Here is a 15,179-nt window from a genome sequence, read left to right on the forward strand (position 1 = left end):
CCGGTGATCGCTAGTGGACGATCCGCAGCATGATGTCGGCGGCCGTCGGCCGGCCCTCGGGCCGCTTGTCCAGGCAGGCGGCGGCCAGCGGGCGCAGCGACGACGGCAGCGAGGACAGGTCGGGGTGGTGGGTGATCACCCGGTTCAGGATCGCCGGGATGGTGTCCGCGCCGAAGGCCGCCCGGCCGGAGGCGGCGAAGATCATCGTGGACGCCCAGCTGAACACGTCGGACTCCGGGCCGACGGGCTTGCCGGAGATCTGCTCCGGGGACATGTAGGCCGGGGTTCCGATGACGCTGCCCGTGGCCGTGGCCGTGGCCGTCGCCTGGTCCAGGGCGCGGGCGATGCCGAAGTCGATCACACGCGGCCCGTCCCCGCCGATCAGCACGTTGGCCGGTTTGAAGTCACGGTGCACCACGCCCGCCCGGTGGATCGCGGCCAGCGCTCCGGCCGTGGCCAGGGCCAGCCGGGTCAGGCCGTCCTCGGTGCGGGGCCCCTGCTCGCGGACCAGCTCCTCCAGGGAGACCCCGTCGACGTACTCGCTGACGACGTAGGCCTGGTCGTCGGTGATGTTCACGTCGAGCACCCGGGCCGTGGAGAACGTCGCCACCCTCCGCGTCGCCTCCACCTCCCGGATGAACCGTTCCATGACCATCGGGTCGCCGGTGAAGTGCTCGTGCAGGACCTTGATCGCCACCTTCTCCCCCTGGGGGGTGAGCGCCAGGTGGACCGTGCCCTGACCGCCCCTGCCGAGGGTGCCGATCAGCCGGTACGGCCCCAGCCGGCCCTCCTCGCGGTCGCGGCCGCCCCGCGGTTCGCCGGACCGGGACCCCCACGGGGCGGCGGGCTCCCGGCCGGGGGCGGGGGAAGTCGGGTACGGCGCGGCGGCGGCCGGGGTGTGGACCGGGGTGTGCGACCCCGACGGCCCGTACGGCGTCACAGGGCCTGCTCCGTGCGACCCCGGGCCCGTTCCATGCGACGCCGAGGCCGCTCCGCGCGATGCCGGGCCGGTCCCGTGCGACGCCGGGCCGGTCCCGTGCGGTGCCGATGCCGGTCGATGCGAGCCGGGGACCGGCCCGCGCGTCTCGGGGACCGGTCCGTGTGACGCCGGGGCCGGCCCGTGCGCCATGGGGCCCGCTCCGTGCGAAGCCGGGACCGGCCCGGCCGGTGGTCCCGCCGGTCCCGCAGGCGTCCTCGGTGGCGCGTACGGGCCGGGCGGCGAGCCGTACCGCGACCCGCGGGAAGTCGGCTCGTACGGTTCACGCGGCTTGTGTGGTTCGTACGGCTCACGCGACCCGTACGGCTCGTACGGTTCACGCGACCCGTACGGTTCGTACGGCTCGTACGGTTCACGCGGCTCGTGCGGCTTGTACGGCGATCCGGGCGGTGGCTGGGCGGGGGATCCGTGTGATCCGTGCGATCCGTGCGGTGACCGGCGCGGGGCCTCGGACGGAGACCCGTGCCGCGAGGGACGCGTCGTCTCGTGCGAGGACCCGTGCCGCGCGCCGCGCGCCGTCCCGTACCGCTCGCCGTACGGTTCGTACGTCCTGTACGGCGTCACCGGCCGCGCGGAGCCGTCCCCCCGGAACACCGTGCCCCGGATGATCAGCGCGTGTCCCAGGCCGCCGATCCACGCGCCGAAGAAGCCGACCATCATCGTGGCGTCCAGCCAGGTGGGGATCAGCTCCGAGTCGCCGTAGGTGCCCGCCCCGACCATGAACGTCGCGACGCCGATGCCGTACAGGACGGTGGCGAAGGCCAGCCCGGGGCTGCGCAGGCGGCGCGCCGCGTGGCCGATGACGAACGGCGTGCCGATCCCGAAGGTGAACAGGGGCACCAGGGCCCAGGCCACGCTCCATCCCGTGGAGGGCCGCGGAGGCGTCTGCGGGTACCGGCCGGGGCCGTACTGGTGGGACATGCCGCGAACAATACGTATTTCCACCGTCAGTCGCAGTCTCCGCGGGTGTCCTTTCCGTATCGGCCTTCGGATGGGGTCCGATACTCGAACACACAGTCTGTGGATAACTTCTGTGGATAACTTTCCGGGCCGGATCGGTGTCCGATATGGGCGCTTTGCTGGGCGCCGCATTCCCGGGCGCGCTCCCATGCGTCATGATGTGGTGTTGTGGCACGGATACCAGGAGTGGGGCTGGCGAAAGGGCTCTCCGTCACCCTTCGCCACATGCTGAGCAGGTCGGTGACCCAGCAGTACCCCGACGTCAGGCCCGACCTGCCCGCCCGGAGCCGCGGGGTGATCGCCCTGGTCGAGGAGAACTGCACGGTCTGCATGCTCTGCGCCCGTGAGTGCCCCGACTGGTGCATCTACATCGACTCGCACAAGGAGACCCTCCCCGCTCCTGAGGGCGGCCGGCCCCGTGCCCGTAACGTGCTCGACCGGTTCGCGATCGACTTCTCGCTGTGCATGTACTGCGGCATCTGCATCGAGGTGTGCCCGTTCGACGCGCTGTTCTGGTCACCGGAGTTCGAGTACGCCGACGGTGACATCCGCAACCTCCTCCACGAGAAGGACAGGCTGGCGGCCTGGGTGCAGACGGTTCCGCCGCCCCCGGCCCACGAGCCCAACGCCGAACCGCCCAAGGAGCTGGCGGCCTCCTCGCGTCCCGCGCGTCCCCGCACCACCGCGGGGCCGGCCCGGCCGGGAGCGGGCGCGACCGGGACGCCGCCGGCGCCCTCCGGGCCGGCCGCGTCCCCCGCGCCGTCCGAGGCGTCCGCGTCTCCCGGGCCCTCCGGGCCATCCGAGCCGTCTGGGCCTCCCGGGCCGGGCGCTTCCTCCGGATCGTCCGCTTCCTCCGGGCCGTCTGGACCGTCTGGACCGTCCGCGTCCTCCGAGCCGGGCGGGGCGTCCGAGCCGCGCCGTCCCGAACGGAGGACCTCGACCCGGCGCGCGGACGTCCGGTCGATCCGTCCGCCGGGCGCGCTCCCGAAGAAGGACGCGCCTCCCGCCGGAGAGCCGCCCGGAGAGTCTCCGCGGAGTGGTTCCGGGCGCGACGATTCGTCCACAGGCGGCTCGCCCGCCGGAAAGTCATCCACAGAACAGGGTGGTGTGCCCCCGGACGAAGGCCCGGCGGAGCAGACTTCTGCCACGGACCAGGCTGAGGAGTCCGAGGAGGAGAAGTGACCGACGCGCCGTCCTATCTGTCACCGACCGGGCAGGAGATCGTCTTCCTGCTGCTCGGCGCGGTGGCGGTCGGGGCGGCGCTGCTGGTGGTGACCACCAGGCAGCTCGTCCACGCGGCGCTCTGGCTGGTCGTCACGTTCGGCGCGCTCGCGGGGTGTTACCTCGTCCTGACGGCGGAGTTCGTCGCCTGGGTCCAGGTGCTGATATACGTCGGCGCGATCGTGGTCCTGCTGCTGTTCGGCATCATGCTCACCCGCGCCCCCATCGGCAGGTCGGCCGACCTCGACAGCGGGAACCGTCCCGCCGCCGCGCTCGTCGCACTCGCCACGGCCGCCGTCCTGGTCACCGTCGTGGTCGACGGTTTCCGCACCGCCTACGCCCCTCTCCGGGCCGGCGGCGGTTCGGCCGGTGAGCTCGGCTCCAGTGTCTTCCGCAACTGGGTGCTGCCCTTCGAGGCGCTCTCCGTCCTCCTGCTGGCCGCCCTGGTCGGCGCCATCGTGCTGTCCCGCACCGACATCCGGGGGAGGGACTGACGTGCACATCGTCTATCCGGCGGTCGTCTCGGCACTGCTGTTCTCCATCGGCGTGTACGGCGTGCTCGCCCGGCGCAACACGATCCTCGTCCTGATGTCCGTCGAGCTCATGCTCAACGCGGTCAACCTCAACCTGGTCGCGTTCGACGTGTGGCTGCGCGACCGCCTGCACGCCGGCCAGGTCCTCACCCTGTTCGTCATCGTGATCGCCGCGGCGGAGGTCGGTCTCGGCCTGGCGATCGTCCTCGCCCTCTACCGCAACCGCCGGACCATCGATCTCGACCGCCTCCGCCTCCTGGCCGACGACCCCGCCGGATCCGCCTCTCCCGCCGAGTCCGCACCCACCGCCGGACCGGCCTCCGCCGGGTCCTCCCCGGGCTCCCAACCTGTCAGAACCGGGCCTCCGTCTCCCACCAGACCCGTGCCTCCGTCGTCTCCGGCCACCTCTCCGTCCCCGTCTTCCCCCAGGTCCGGTGAGGGCCCGTGAGCACCGCCGCCGTCCTCGCCGTCCTGCTGCCGTTCGCCGCCTCGGCCATCGGCCTGCTGGGCTCCCGCTTCCCGAAGGGGCTCCGCGGAGCGGCGGCGGACACGGCCGCGAACCGGAGGGCCGCCTGGATCGCGATCGTGCCCACCGCGGTCTCGACGCTGCTCACGATCTGGCTGGCGTACTCCATACGGACCGGCCGGGCCGCCGGGGGAGGTGACTGGCTCTCCCGGTTCACCGGCTCGGCCGACACCGGTCGTGTCGCCACGGCGTCCGTGACCGTCGACACGGGCTCGGCGCCGATCTCCGTGGGGCTGCTCGTCGACGGTCTCGCCGCGACGATCGCGGTGCTGGTCACCGTGGTGGCGCTCGCCGTCCAGGTCTACTCCGTGGGCTACCTCCGCGGCGACCGGCGTTACCCCTCCTACAGCGCGTTCATCAGCCTGTTCACCAGCGCCATGCTCCTGGTCGTCTACGCGGCCGACCTCCTCGTCCTCTACGTCGGCTGGGAGGTCATGGGCCTGTGCTCCTACCTGCTGATCGGGCACTGGTGGGAGGACCGGGCCAACTCGCGGGCGGCGATCAAGGCGTTCCTGGTCACGCGGATCGGTGACGTCGGATTCCTGTTCGGCGTCTTCGTCCTCGGCACGGCGGCCGGCGGCTTCCGGATCGCCGACGTCCTCGCCAGGCTCCCGGAGCTGCCTCCCGGCACGATCCTCGCCGCCGCCCTCCTGCTGCTGGCCGGGGTCGCCGGGAAGAGCGCCCAGGTGCCGCTGCACACCTGGCTCCCCGACGCGATGGCCGGTCCGACCCCGATCAGCGCCCTCATCCACGCGGCCACCATGGTCGCGGCCGGCATCTTCGTCGTCGCCCGCCTCTACCCGGTCTTCCTGGCCGCCGGGCCCGCCCTGGACGTGCTGGCGGTCATGGCCGCGCTCGGCATGCTCGGCGCCGCGCTGGCCGCCCTGGCGCAGGACGACCTCAAGCGGGTGCTGGCCTATTCCACCATCAGTCAGCTCGCCTACATGGCCGGGGCCCTGGCCGCCGGCTCCCGTGACGCGGCGATCTTCCACCTGATCACCCACGGGGCTTTCAAGGCCCTGCTCTTCCTGTGCGCGGGGGCGGTGATCCACGCGGTCGGCTCCAACCTCATGAGCGCGATGGGCGGCCTGCGCCGGGAGCTGCCCGTCACCTTCACGGCGATGACGATCGGGTTCGCCGCCCTGGCCGGTCTCCCACCGGCCAGCGGCTTCTTCAGCAAGGACGAGGTGCTGGCGGCGGTCGAGCGTTCCCTGTCCGCCGGCACCCTCGCCACCCCCGCTGCCCTCCTCCTGTACGGCTGCGCGCTCGCCACCGTCGCGGTGACCGGCGCCTACGCCGCCCGCGCGTGGCTCCGGACGTTCTTCGGTGAGCACGCCCCCTCCGGTCTGCCCGATACCGCCGTTCCCGGGCCCGCATCGTCCGGCCCATCCGGTATCGCCGCTCCCGGGCCCGCATCGTCCGCTGTTTCGGGGTCCGCCGTCCCCGAGCCCGCCATTCCGGGGTCCGCCGTCTCCGAGGCCGCACCGCCCGCCGTCCACGAGGCGCCGGCCGTGATGCGCTGGCCGATCATCATCCTCGCCGTTCCCGCCCTGCTCCTGGGCCTGCCCGGCGTGCTCCACATCCACTGGGGCACGGCCGTCCTCAGCGTCGCGCTCGCACTGCTGGGCGCAGGCGCGGTCCACGCCGTGTGGCGCGCGGCCCCCCGGCGCGACCCGGCCCGGCTGCTCGGTCCCCTGCGAGGACCCTGTGAGCGGGCGTTCTCCGTCGACGCGCTGTACCGCGCGGTGTTCGTCCGTCCCACGCTGCTCCTCGCGTACGTGGTCGCCCGTGCCGACGGCCGCGTGGTGGACGGAGCGGTGCGCGGTTCCGGCCGGACGGTCACCGGACTGGCGGGCCTGGTCCGCCGGGCGCAGAACGGCAACGCCCAGCTCTACGTCACCGGACTGCTCGCGGGCGTCCTGCTTCTCGCGGTGGGGGCGGTGATGCTGAGATGAGCTGGTTGCCTGTCGCGTTGCTCGCGGTCCCACTCGCCGGAGCGGCCCTGCTGGCCGTTCCGGCGGGCTCGACGGCCCGGGGCTCGGCGGCTCAGGGTCCGACGGCCCGGGAGCGGTGGTTCCCCCGGTACGGCCTGGTGGTGTCCGGGATCACGCTCGCGCTGTCGGCCGCCCTGGCCGTCGCCTTCGACCACGACGACCCGGCCCGGATGCAGTTCGTCACGGACCTGCCGTGGATCCCCGGCCTGGGCCTCAGGTTCCACCTCGGCGTGGACGGCGTCTCACTGCCGCTGGTCCTGCTGACCACGCTGCTGACCTGTCTCTGCTTCGCCTACCTCTGCCGAGGCCGCTCCGACCGTTCCGGCCTTTCCGATCATTCCGGCCGCCCGCGTGCCCTGGTGTTCACGCTGCTCGTCCTCGAAGTGGGCATGATCGGCGCCTTTCTGGCGCTGGACCTGCTGCTGTTCTTCGTGTTCTTCGAGGTCGTCCTCATCCCGATGTACTTCGTGATCGCCGTCTGGGGCGGCCGTCGCCGCCGGGTGGCGGCCACCAAGTTCATCCTCTACACGCTGCTCGGCTCGGTGGTGCTCCTGATGGGCCTGCTGCTCATCTGGGCGCAGACCGGCACCCTCGACATGACCGCCCTCGCCCGCGCCCACGGAACCGGCATGTCCCGTACCGCGCAGATCCTCGCCTTCCTCGCGGTCGGCGCCGGCCTCGCGGTGAAGACCCCGATGTGGCCGCTGCACACCTGGCTGCCCGACGCCCACACCGAGGCGCCCACCGTCGGCTCGGTCCTCCTCGCGGGAGTCCTGCTCAAGATGGGCACGTACGGCTTCGCCCGCATCGCCATCCCGATGCTCCCCGGCGGCGCCGCCGTCCTGGCCCCGTGGCTGGGCGCGTTCGCGGTGATCGGCATCATCTACGGTTCCCTGGCCTGCCTCGCCCAGCGCGACCTCAAACGGATGATCGCCTACTCCTCCATAGGCCACATGGGCTTCGTCCTCCTGGGCTTCGCCGCGCTCACCCCGGCCGGCTTCAACGGGGCGTTGTTCGGCAACGTCGCCCATGGCCTGATCACCGCGCTGCTGTTCTTCGTCGTCGGCTCGATCAAGGAGCGCTACGGCACCGCCGAGATCCCGTCGCTCGGCGGCGGGATGCCGGCACGCCTGCCCCGGCTCGGCTCCGTGCTCACCTTCGCCGCGGTCGCCTCCCTGGGGCTGCCCGGTCTGGCGGGCTTCTGGGGGGAGATGCTCTCCCTTCTGGGGGCGTTCCGGCCGGCGGCGGGCCTGCCGCGTTTCCTCTACCTCGTATTCATGGCCCTCGGCGGCCTCGGCACCGTCCTGACCGCCGCGTACTTCCTGTCCATGCTCTCCCGCGTCACCCACGGCCGGCCCGTCGAGACCGTCCACGCCCCGGTGCTGGCCGCCGTCGGCCCGGCGGACGTGGGCGGCGCCGGCGACGCGGGGCGCGCCGGCACCGAGGACGCGGGGAGAGAGATGAGCGCGGCGGACGAGGGCGCTTCCGGAGCCGCCGGAGCTTCCCGGGCCGCCGGAGCCTCCGGAAGCGGTGAGAGCACGACAGACGTGGGAACGGCCGGAGCCCCGGCGGACGCCGAGAACGGAGAGGACTCGGCGGCCGTGGACAACGCCGGCCGCGGAGGGGAGCACGGGCGGCGGGGCATGCGGGGCATCCGGGACATCGAGCCCCACGAACTCGTCGCCTGGGTGCCGCTCATGGCGCTGATCCTGCTGCTCGGCCTGTGGCCCAAGGCGTTGCTCGACGTCATCGGCCCGGTGGCCCGAAGCCTCCTGGGGGCGCCGTGATCCAGCCGATCGACTACTACGCCGTCGCGCCGCCGCTGATCCTGGCGCTCGCCGCCGGGCTCGTGCTGCTTCTGGACGTCTTCCTGCCCCGCAGGCCGTACGCCAGGCCGCTGCTCGGGATCGTGACGCTGGCCGGGGTGGGCGGCGCCCTCGCCGTGGTGGTCTCCCAGGCCGTGCGGGCGACGGGACCGCTGCGCACCTTCTGCGTGCCCCCCGGCCTGCCGGGCGCCGCCGCCCCCGGACCCGGCGCGTCGTTCCCGGTCACCGTGCCGGAGGCGGGCGCCGCGCCCCCCTGCTCGTTCGTGGTGGACGGCTTCACCCTGGTCTTCGCCGGGCTCGCGCTGGCCGCCGGGATCATCGTGGTGCTGCTGTCGATGAGCGAGCTGTCGTTCGGTGACATCCCCGCCGGTGAGTGGCACTTCCTGCTGCTCTGCACGCTGACCGGCGCGGTCGCGCTGCCCGCCTCCCGTGACCTGGTCATGCTGGTGATCGCGCTGGAGCTGGTCTCGCTGCCGGTCTTCGCCCTCACCGCGCTCAGACGCTACGACGGCCGCGGTTCCGAGGCCGCCGTCAAGCTCTTCCTCGTCTCGGTGGTCTCCACGGCCGTGATGCTCTTCGGGGTATCCCTGCTGTACGGCCTGACCGGCACCGTCTACCTCGAACGGCTGTCCCGGGCGCTGCACGCGGTGCCGGGGGCCGCGGTGGGCCCCGTATCCGGCTCCGGCGCGGGGGCGGCCGGGCCGGGCGCCGTCACGGCGGGCGACGCCGGAGGAGCGTACGTGTCCTCGCTCCAGATCGGTTACGACCTGCCGCCCGTGCTCGCCGTCGCCGCGGTCCTGGTGCTCGCCGGGTTCGCCTTCAAGGTGGCCGCGGTGCCGTTCCACGCCTGGGCGGGCGACGTCTACGAGGGCGCCCCCATCCCCGTGGCGGCTCTTCTCTCCGTGGTTTCCAAGGCCGCGGGGTTCGCCGGGCTGATCCTCGTCCTGATCGGCGGCCTGCGGGGCCTGGCGCCGGTCTGGGCGCCGCTGGTCGCGGTCGTCGCGGCGCTGACCATGACCGCCGGAAACCTGCTGGCCCTGCGGCAGCGCCGTGCCGTACGGCTGCTCGCCTGGTCGTCGGTCGCCCAGTCGGGTTACGTCCTCGCCCCCCTCGCGATCCGCGACGAGCGGGCGATGAACGCCTCCGTCGCCTACCTGGTGTTCTACGCGGCGATGAACCTCGGCGCCTTCGCGGTCGTCATGCTGGCGGCGCGACGCGGTGAATCAGGGGAGCTGGACGGCTATCGCGGGTTCGCCGCCCGCAGCCGGATCGCCGGCCCGCTGCTGGCCTTCTTCGTGATCTGCCTGGCGGGTCTTCCGCCGGGGCTGGCCGGGTTGTTCGCCAAGATCGTGGTGTTCCGGGAGCTCGTCGGCGGCGGGCTGGGCTGGCTGGCCGCCGTGATGGCCGTCAACACGGTGATCGGCCTGTACTACTACATCGCCTGGGTCGTACGGATCTTCACCCCGGCCCCCGTTCCCGCCGCGCCCACCGCCCCGGCTCCGGCCGACGGGAACGGGGGCCGCACCGGACAGGTGACGGCGGGTGTGGCGATCGCCCTGGCCGCCGCCGTCGCCGTGCTCTTCTCCGTCGCCCCGCAGACGGTGCTCGCTCTTCTGCCCGAGGCGCTCATCGCCGCCGGGTGAGTGCTCCGGCCCTCGCGTCGCCGTGGGCGGGTGAGTGCTCCGGCTCCCGCATCGCCGCCGCCGGTGGAGTGCTCCGGACTCCGCATCGTCGTCGACCGGGCCCGTGCGGGGCACGCCCATCGCCTTCGCCGGGCCTGCGGGCAGACCGTCCGTCGCCATCGGCCGGATCTCCCCGGAGACCGCCTCACCACCGTCGGCTGGACGGCTCGGGGAACGTCCGGCCTGGCAGGGGAACGTTCGACCTGGCCGAAAACGTTGGCACTGGTGAATCGGCATCAGCCGGATCGCATCAACCGGAAGGATGGTGCAGTGCGCCACAACGGTCTGCGTACCGCGGTCCTCCTCGGCACGCTGTCGGCGATCATCATCGCGGTGGGCGCCTGGCTGGGGGGCGGCGCGGGCGTGCAGATCGCCGTTCTCATCGCGCTGGCCTCCAACGGTTTCGCCTACTTCTTCTCCGACCGGATCGCCCTGTCGGCGATGCGCGCCCGCCCGGTGAGCGAGGTCGAGCAGCCGGCCCTCTATCGCATCGTGCGTCAGCTCTCCACCGAGGCCCGTCAGCCCATGCCACGGCTGTACGTCTCGCCGACGATGCAGCCCAACGCCTTCGCGACCGGCCGCAACCCCCGCAACGCCGCAGTCTGCGTGACCTACGGCATCACCCGGCTCCTCGACGAGCGGGAGCTGCGCGGCGTCATCGGGCACGAACTGTCCCACGTCTACAACCGCGACATCCTGATCTCCTCGGTGGCCGCCGCGCTGGCCACCGTGATCACCTATCTCGGTTACGTCGGTATGTTCTTCGGCGGCGGGGACGACGACGAGGGCCCCGGCTTCGTCGGCGCGCTGTTGATGATGGTGCTCGGCCCGGTCGCCGCCGGGATGATCCAGATGGCTGTGTCCCGCTCCCGGGAGTACCAGGCCGACGAGTCCGGCGCCCGGCTCACTGGCGACCCGCTGGCCCTCGCCTCGGCCCTGCGGAAGATCGAGATGGGTGCCCGCCAGTTGCCGCTCCCGGAGAACGGCCGCATCGCCTCGGCCTCCCACCTGATGATCGCCAACCCGTTCAGGGGGGCGGGCATCGGCCGCCTGTTCTCCACCCACCCGCCCACCGCCGACCGCGTCGCCCGCCTGGAGCGGATGGCCGGCTACCGCCGCTGAGTCTCCGGGGCCAGGCTGACCACCTTCGGGGGTCAGCCTGGCTTCCGGGGCTCGACCACCGGGCCGATGGCACGTCACCGCCGGAAGCCGAACCTCGAAGCCCATGTTCCGGGCCGATGAGCCGACCCGGCGCCGGCCCGGCCCGGCGGCCCGGAGCACCGATGCCGTCCCGGCCCGGAGCACCGGAGCCGGGACGACCGAGCGGGGCATGGGCGCTGTCCCGCCCCTCGGGAGACCGTGATCGGTGCCCCCGTCCTTCAGTAGACGACGCCGGGCAGGAAGAGAGCGGCGGTTAAGCCCGGGGGCCGGTAGGTCGCCAGCGGACGGGCACGACCCGTCCGGATGTCCACTGCGTAGAGAACCTCCGGGCTTTTTGCGCCAGGTCTCCCTCCCATCCCGTCGACTCGGCGTACCAGCGCCGTGACCTCGGTGTCGTTCAACCAGGCGCCCAGTTTGGACGCGCCGGTGCCCTCCGGCAGCCCGCGCACCGTCACCCTGTTCCCGATTTCGCCCGTCACGGCGTCGAAAGGCAGGAGCGTGCTGTCCTTCCAGGACGGTCCGCTGCCCGTCGCCTTTCCGACCATGGCCATGGTGTGGCCGTCCGGGGCGAGGGGACTGAAGTTCTGACCGTACTCGGGGATCGTCACCTTGCGCCCCCTACCGGCCGGGGATACCAGCCGGATCCGGGACGACATGTCCCACCAGTTCGCCACCGGCACGGTCCCGTCGTCGCCGACGCTCACCGGCATCCAGTCGGCGGGAAGCGTCGTCACCCGGCCGTTGTGCATGTCGACCAGCGCACCGGGCTCGTTCCCGCCGGAGAAGGCGGCGAACGCCAGGTAACGTCCGTTGCCCGACAGACGCAGGAACACATCGCCCTGCAGTTGTCTCGGGAGAACCTTGAGCGGGGCGGTGAGCACCTTCCCGCTTTTCAGGTCACGCACCTCGAATGCCTGTTTCTGCCGGTTGTAGTAGGCCATCGTCCGGCCGTCCGGGGTGATCGCCAACGGGCCGGTGTCCACCGCGGAGTCTCCGTTCGCCTGAACCACGTCGTAGGTCCTGCCGTCCTGGGTGACGACCCGCCAGCCGCCCTTGCAATCCGGCGTCGCCGCTCCTCCGGCACACGACCCCAGGTACGCGTAACGGACCTGGGCCGCGCCCCGATCCGGCAGCGGTACGGACTTGATCTCCCACCAGTACGGTTCAGCCTGGGAGGCGGCGGTGATCGGACTCTCCCGGAACCGCGGCAAGGGCGACAGGGCGGTACCCACCCCGACGCCCAGCAGAGCCACCGTCACCGTGGCGGTCGCGGTGAGCGCCACGGTGATCCGCCGTCTGCGTCTGTGCCGGGTGATGGCGCGGTCGGCCAGATCCATGGCCGGGACCTCGTCGGCGATCTCGGCGAGCACGTCGTGCAGCCGGGTCATCAGGTCACCTCCTGGGGGGCGGCGTCGGAGAACAGCCCGGCCAGTTCGGGCGCGAGCGCGCGTAGGCGGCCCAGGGCGTGGTGGGTCTGGCTCTTGACCGTGCCGACCGAGCAGCCGAGCAACTCGGCGGTCTCACGTTCCGTCCGGTCCTCATAGAAGCGCAGGACGATCACGGCGCGTTGCCGGGCGGTCAACCGCCGGAGGGCCTGGCCGAGGACGATCCGGTTCAGCGTGGCATCGTCATGGGAGCATCCATGGTCGGGGAGATCGGCGCTCGGCAGATCCCTCCTGATACGGCGCCGCCACGAAAGGTACTCGTTGACCAGTGCTTTTCTCGTGTACGCCTCTGGGTTGCCGTTCAGTCGGAGTTTCGGCCAGTGTCCGGCCACCTTCGCGAGGACGCTCTGCAGCAGGTCCTCAGCGAGATGGGCGTCTCCCGTGAGCAGGTACGCGCTGCGGGCCAGCGATTGCTGACGGGCGCGGACGAACTCACGGAAGCCGTCATAGCGATCCAATGCGGTCTCCTCTCACCCGTAATGAACGCGGATGAGGACCGCCGGGTTGGAACCCCGCTCTCAGGAATGGTGGGCGACAGGGTCGGTCTCCTCGGGGGCGAGGCCGGGGATGCCGTCGATGCTCTCGCGGTTGTGCTTGGCCCGGTAGGCACGTCTGCGCTGGACGTCCTTACGTCCGGTCCACTCGTCCAGCAGCGTCCGGTCCTGGTCGAAGGACATGAACGGCACCGAGTAGCCACAGGAGTCGGCGATGCGGTCGCACTCGACGACGACGATCGTCCGGACGCCCGGGTGCGGGCCGAAGTTCCGGATCAGCTCGGGGAAGTCGGGGTCGCCCGGGACGACGACCCTGCCGGTGCCGTACAGGCGGACGATGTTGGGCGACCCGGAGAAGGCGCAGAACATGATCGTGATGCGGCCGTTCTGGCGGAGGTGGGAGATGGTCTCCACGCCGCTGCCGTCCAGGTCGAGGTAGGCGACGGTGGTGTCGCCGAGGACGGCGAAGGTGTCGGCGTATCCCTTGGGGGAGACGTTGACGTGTCCGCCCTGTTCGGGGGCGGTGGCGACGAAGTAGACCGGCTGCGCCTCGATGAACGCGCGCAGCCGATCGTCGATCCTGTCATGAATTTTCCCCATAAAAGGGAAGATAGCGAGTGGCTGTTCTCCAGGCACTCGCCGGTTCCGCGAATCCCGCCGGGGCTTGAAGGAGTCCGGCTCACGAGCGACGCCGGTCTCGGTGTTCACCGTCCGCTTCGTCGCGTCGGCTCCCTTCGCCGGGGTTCTCCCTCACGGAGGGATGCGCTCGGTATCCTGATTCCGCTCCACGGTAAAAACTCATCCTGGAAGCCTGTGTCGCAGGGAGGACGGACATGGTGGAGCGGATCTGGCTCGACGTCCCCTACGGTCAGAAAGACGAAGCCAAGGCGCTCGGGGCGCGATGGGACCCGCAGGCACGCCGTTGGTACGCCCCTCGCCACGGCATGGCCGCCCTCGACCGATGGACGGCCATGCCTCCGGTGCCGGACCTGCTGCCGGGGGAGGACCGTTCATGGGGAACGGGGCTGTTCGCCGATCTCGTGCCTTCCTCGTGCTGGTTCACGAACGTCCGGACCTGCGTCAGCGAGAAGGACTGGGAACGACTCCGCCGGATGATCACCGAGCGCGCCGGACGGCGCTGCGAGGCGTGCGGCCGCGGAGAGGACCGCGGCGCACGCCGCTACCTCGAAGCCCATGAACGATGGGCCTACGACGACGCCACCCTGACGCAGCACCTCCGCCGGCTGATCTGCCTCTGCAGCGACTGCCACACGGCCACGCACTTCGGGCTGGCCACCGTTCGCGGTGTGGACGCGCAGGCCCTGGCCCACCTCTGTACGGTGACCGGCATGACCTCCGTCCAGGCCCGGCGTCATGTCGATGAGGCGTTCGAGCTCTGGCGGCACCGTTCGCGTTTCACCTGGAAACTCGACCTGGGCGTTCTGACGAACGCCGGAGTGACGCTCGCCCGGCCCCCCGAGGCCGAGGCGCGCGATCAAGCCGCCCAGGAGGGACTGCGAGCGGCGCGGGCGACCGACGCGGAGACGGGCCGGTGGCGTCGCACCCTCTGACGGCGCGTGCCCTCCCGCTCGGTGGGCGTGGAGCGGGAGAGTGGGCTCTGTACGGCGTGTGCCTTCTCCCACGGCGGACGGGAAGCGGGAGGGTGGACTCTGTCAGGTGCGCTGCCCGCGTGGCCTGGGTGCGTCCGGTGCGCCCTCCCGGGAGCGCAAGGCCCTGACGCCGAAGATCAGGGCCTTGGTTCCCCGGGCGTCAACGGTAGTTCGTGAACTGCAGGGCGATCTCCAGGTCCTTGCCCTTGAGCAGGGCGATGACCTCCTGCAGCTCGTCCCGCTTCTTGGAGCTCACCCGCAGCTCCTCGCCCTGGATCTGGGCCTTGACGCCCTTGGGACCCTCATCCCGGATGATCTTCGAGATCTTCTTGGCGTGCTCCTGGTCGATGCCCTCCTTGAGGTTGACCATGAGCCGGTACTCCTTGCCGGAGAGCTTGGGCTCACCGGCGTCCAGCACCTTGAGGGAGAGCCCGCGCTTGATCAGCTTGTCCTTGAAGACGTCGAGGACGGCGTTGGCCCGCTCCTCGCTGTTGGCCCGGATCTCGACGGCCTTCTGCCCGCCCGCCCAGGCGATGCTCGCGCCGGTGCCCTTGAAGTCGAACCGGTGCCCGACCTCCTTGACCGTCTGGTTCAGCGCGTTGTCGGCCTCCTGGTGGTCGATCTTGCTGACGATGTCGAAACTGCTGTCGGCCATGCCTTGGCTGTCCTCTCTAAGTCTCCCGCCGACACTAGCGCTTTCACCGGTCGGCACACATCGAACGTCACCGTC

General features: G+C 71.6%; 12 protein-coding genes and 1 pseudogene. 8 read left to right on the forward strand and 5 right to left on the reverse strand.

Going from position 1 to position 15,179, the window contains the following annotated elements; genetic code table 11:
* Positions 1–10 precede the first annotated feature (10 nt).
* On the reverse strand, positions 11–1,918 hold the full coding sequence (locus ACZ6W9_RS34635; RefSeq protein ID WP_470121536.1) for a serine/threonine-protein kinase: 1,908 nt from the start codon (positions 1,916–1,918) through the stop codon (positions 11–13).
* 264 nt (positions 1,919–2,182) lie between these two features.
* Here ACZ6W9_RS34635 and ACZ6W9_RS34640 point away from each other — a divergent pair, with 264 nt between their 5' ends.
* The 7 genes and pseudogenes from ACZ6W9_RS34640 to htpX all read left to right on the forward strand — a co-directional run bounded on the left by ACZ6W9_RS34640 (position 2,183) and on the right by htpX (position 10,861).
* Positions 2,183–3,139: a 4Fe-4S binding protein gene (locus tag ACZ6W9_RS34640; RefSeq protein WP_470121538.1), complete on the forward strand. Its 957-nt coding sequence runs from the start codon at positions 2,183–2,185 to the stop codon at positions 3,137–3,139.
* Positions 3,136–3,672, forward strand: a complete 537-nt coding sequence (locus ACZ6W9_RS34645; RefSeq protein WP_362941747.1) for an NADH-quinone oxidoreductase subunit J family protein — start codon at positions 3,136–3,138, stop codon at positions 3,670–3,672. Before ACZ6W9_RS34640 ends, ACZ6W9_RS34645 begins: the two co-directional genes overlap by 4 nt.
* 1 nt (position 3,673) lies before the next feature.
* Positions 3,674–3,970 (forward strand): annotated as a pseudogene (gene nuoK, locus ACZ6W9_RS34650) (NADH-quinone oxidoreductase subunit NuoK); the annotation flags it as partial.
* 185 nt (positions 3,971–4,155) lie between these two features.
* On the forward strand, positions 4,156–6,192 hold the full coding sequence (locus tag ACZ6W9_RS34655; RefSeq protein WP_470121540.1) for an NADH-quinone oxidoreductase subunit 5 family protein: 2,037 nt from the start codon (positions 4,156–4,158) through the stop codon (positions 6,190–6,192).
* Complete coding sequence (locus tag ACZ6W9_RS34660) at positions 6,189–8,018, forward strand: complex I subunit 4 family protein (RefSeq protein WP_470121542.1); 1,830 nt, start codon at positions 6,189–6,191, stop codon at positions 8,016–8,018. Before ACZ6W9_RS34655 ends, ACZ6W9_RS34660 begins: the two co-directional genes overlap by 4 nt.
* Positions 8,015–9,700 carry an NADH-quinone oxidoreductase subunit N gene (locus ACZ6W9_RS34665; RefSeq protein ID WP_470121544.1) on the forward strand — a complete coding sequence of 562 codons (1,686 nt, stop codon included), beginning with the start codon at positions 8,015–8,017 and terminating at the stop codon, positions 9,698–9,700. The genes ACZ6W9_RS34660 and ACZ6W9_RS34665 overlap by 4 nt, the downstream gene beginning before the upstream one ends.
* Positions 9,701–10,009: 309 nt before the next feature.
* Positions 10,010–10,861: a zinc metalloprotease HtpX gene (gene htpX / locus ACZ6W9_RS34670; RefSeq protein WP_389962590.1), complete on the forward strand. Its 852-nt coding sequence runs from the start codon at positions 10,010–10,012 to the stop codon at positions 10,859–10,861.
* A gap of 257 nt (positions 10,862–11,118) precedes the next feature.
* Here the strand turns inward: htpX and ACZ6W9_RS34675 are convergent, their stop codons facing one another.
* From ACZ6W9_RS34675 to ACZ6W9_RS34685, 3 genes are read right to left on the reverse strand one after another with little or no spacing between them, the layout of a single operon-like run.
* Positions 11,119–12,288, reverse strand: coding sequence for a TolB-like translocation protein (locus tag ACZ6W9_RS34675; protein ID WP_470121546.1), 1,170 nt, complete (start codon positions 12,286–12,288; stop codon positions 11,119–11,121).
* Positions 12,288–12,803 carry a SigE family RNA polymerase sigma factor gene (locus ACZ6W9_RS34680; protein WP_389962584.1) on the reverse strand — a complete coding sequence of 172 codons (516 nt, stop codon included), beginning with the start codon at positions 12,801–12,803 and terminating at the stop codon, positions 12,288–12,290. The genes ACZ6W9_RS34675 and ACZ6W9_RS34680 overlap by 1 nt, the downstream gene beginning before the upstream one ends.
* A 60-nt stretch (positions 12,804–12,863) precedes the next feature.
* Entirely contained in the window at positions 12,864–13,439 is a 576-nt protein-coding gene (locus ACZ6W9_RS34685) for a pyridoxamine 5'-phosphate oxidase family protein (protein WP_389962581.1), read from the reverse strand.
* Between the two features lie 233 nt (positions 13,440–13,672).
* Here ACZ6W9_RS34685 and ACZ6W9_RS34690 point away from each other — a divergent pair, with 233 nt between their 5' ends.
* Positions 13,673–14,410 carry a DUF5710 domain-containing protein gene (locus tag ACZ6W9_RS34690; RefSeq protein ID WP_470121548.1) on the forward strand — a complete coding sequence of 246 codons (738 nt, stop codon included), beginning with the start codon at positions 13,673–13,675 and terminating at the stop codon, positions 14,408–14,410.
* A gap of 199 nt (positions 14,411–14,609) precedes the next feature.
* Here the strand turns inward: ACZ6W9_RS34690 and ACZ6W9_RS34695 are convergent, their stop codons facing one another.
* On the reverse strand, positions 14,610–15,104 hold the full coding sequence (locus ACZ6W9_RS34695; protein ID WP_362941771.1) for a YajQ family cyclic di-GMP-binding protein: 495 nt from the start codon (positions 15,102–15,104) through the stop codon (positions 14,610–14,612).
* Positions 15,105–15,179: the final 75 nt, after the last annotated feature.

The organism is Streptosporangium sp. NPDC053982, assembly GCF_055585205.1.

What these genes read in the sequence shown, in the direction of transcription:
- ACZ6W9_RS34640 (WP_470121538.1), top strand. Translation starts at nt 2,183, where the DNA reads ATGCTGAGCAGGTCGGTGACCCAGCAGTACCCCGACGTCAGGCCCGAC.
- ACZ6W9_RS34690 (WP_470121548.1), top strand. Translation starts at nt 13,673, where the DNA reads ATGGTGGAGCGGATCTGGCTCGACGTCCCCTACGGTCAGAAAGACGAA.
- ACZ6W9_RS34685 (WP_389962581.1), bottom strand. Translation starts at nt 13,439, where the DNA reads ATGGGGAAAATTCATGACAGGATCGACGATCGGCTGCGCGCGTTCATC.
- ACZ6W9_RS34660 (WP_470121542.1), top strand. Translation starts at nt 6,189, where the DNA reads ATGAGCTGGTTGCCTGTCGCGTTGCTCGCGGTCCCACTCGCCGGAGCG.
- ACZ6W9_RS34635 (WP_470121536.1), bottom strand. Translation starts at nt 1,918, where the DNA reads ATGTCCCACCAGTACGGCCCCGGCCGGTACCCGCAGACGCCTCCGCGG.
- ACZ6W9_RS34695 (WP_362941771.1), bottom strand. Translation starts at nt 15,104, where the DNA reads ATGGCCGACAGCAGTTTCGACATCGTCAGCAAGATCGACCACCAGGAG.
- ACZ6W9_RS34675 (WP_470121546.1), bottom strand. Translation starts at nt 12,288, where the DNA reads ATGACCCGGCTGCACGACGTGCTCGCCGAGATCGCCGACGAGGTCCCG.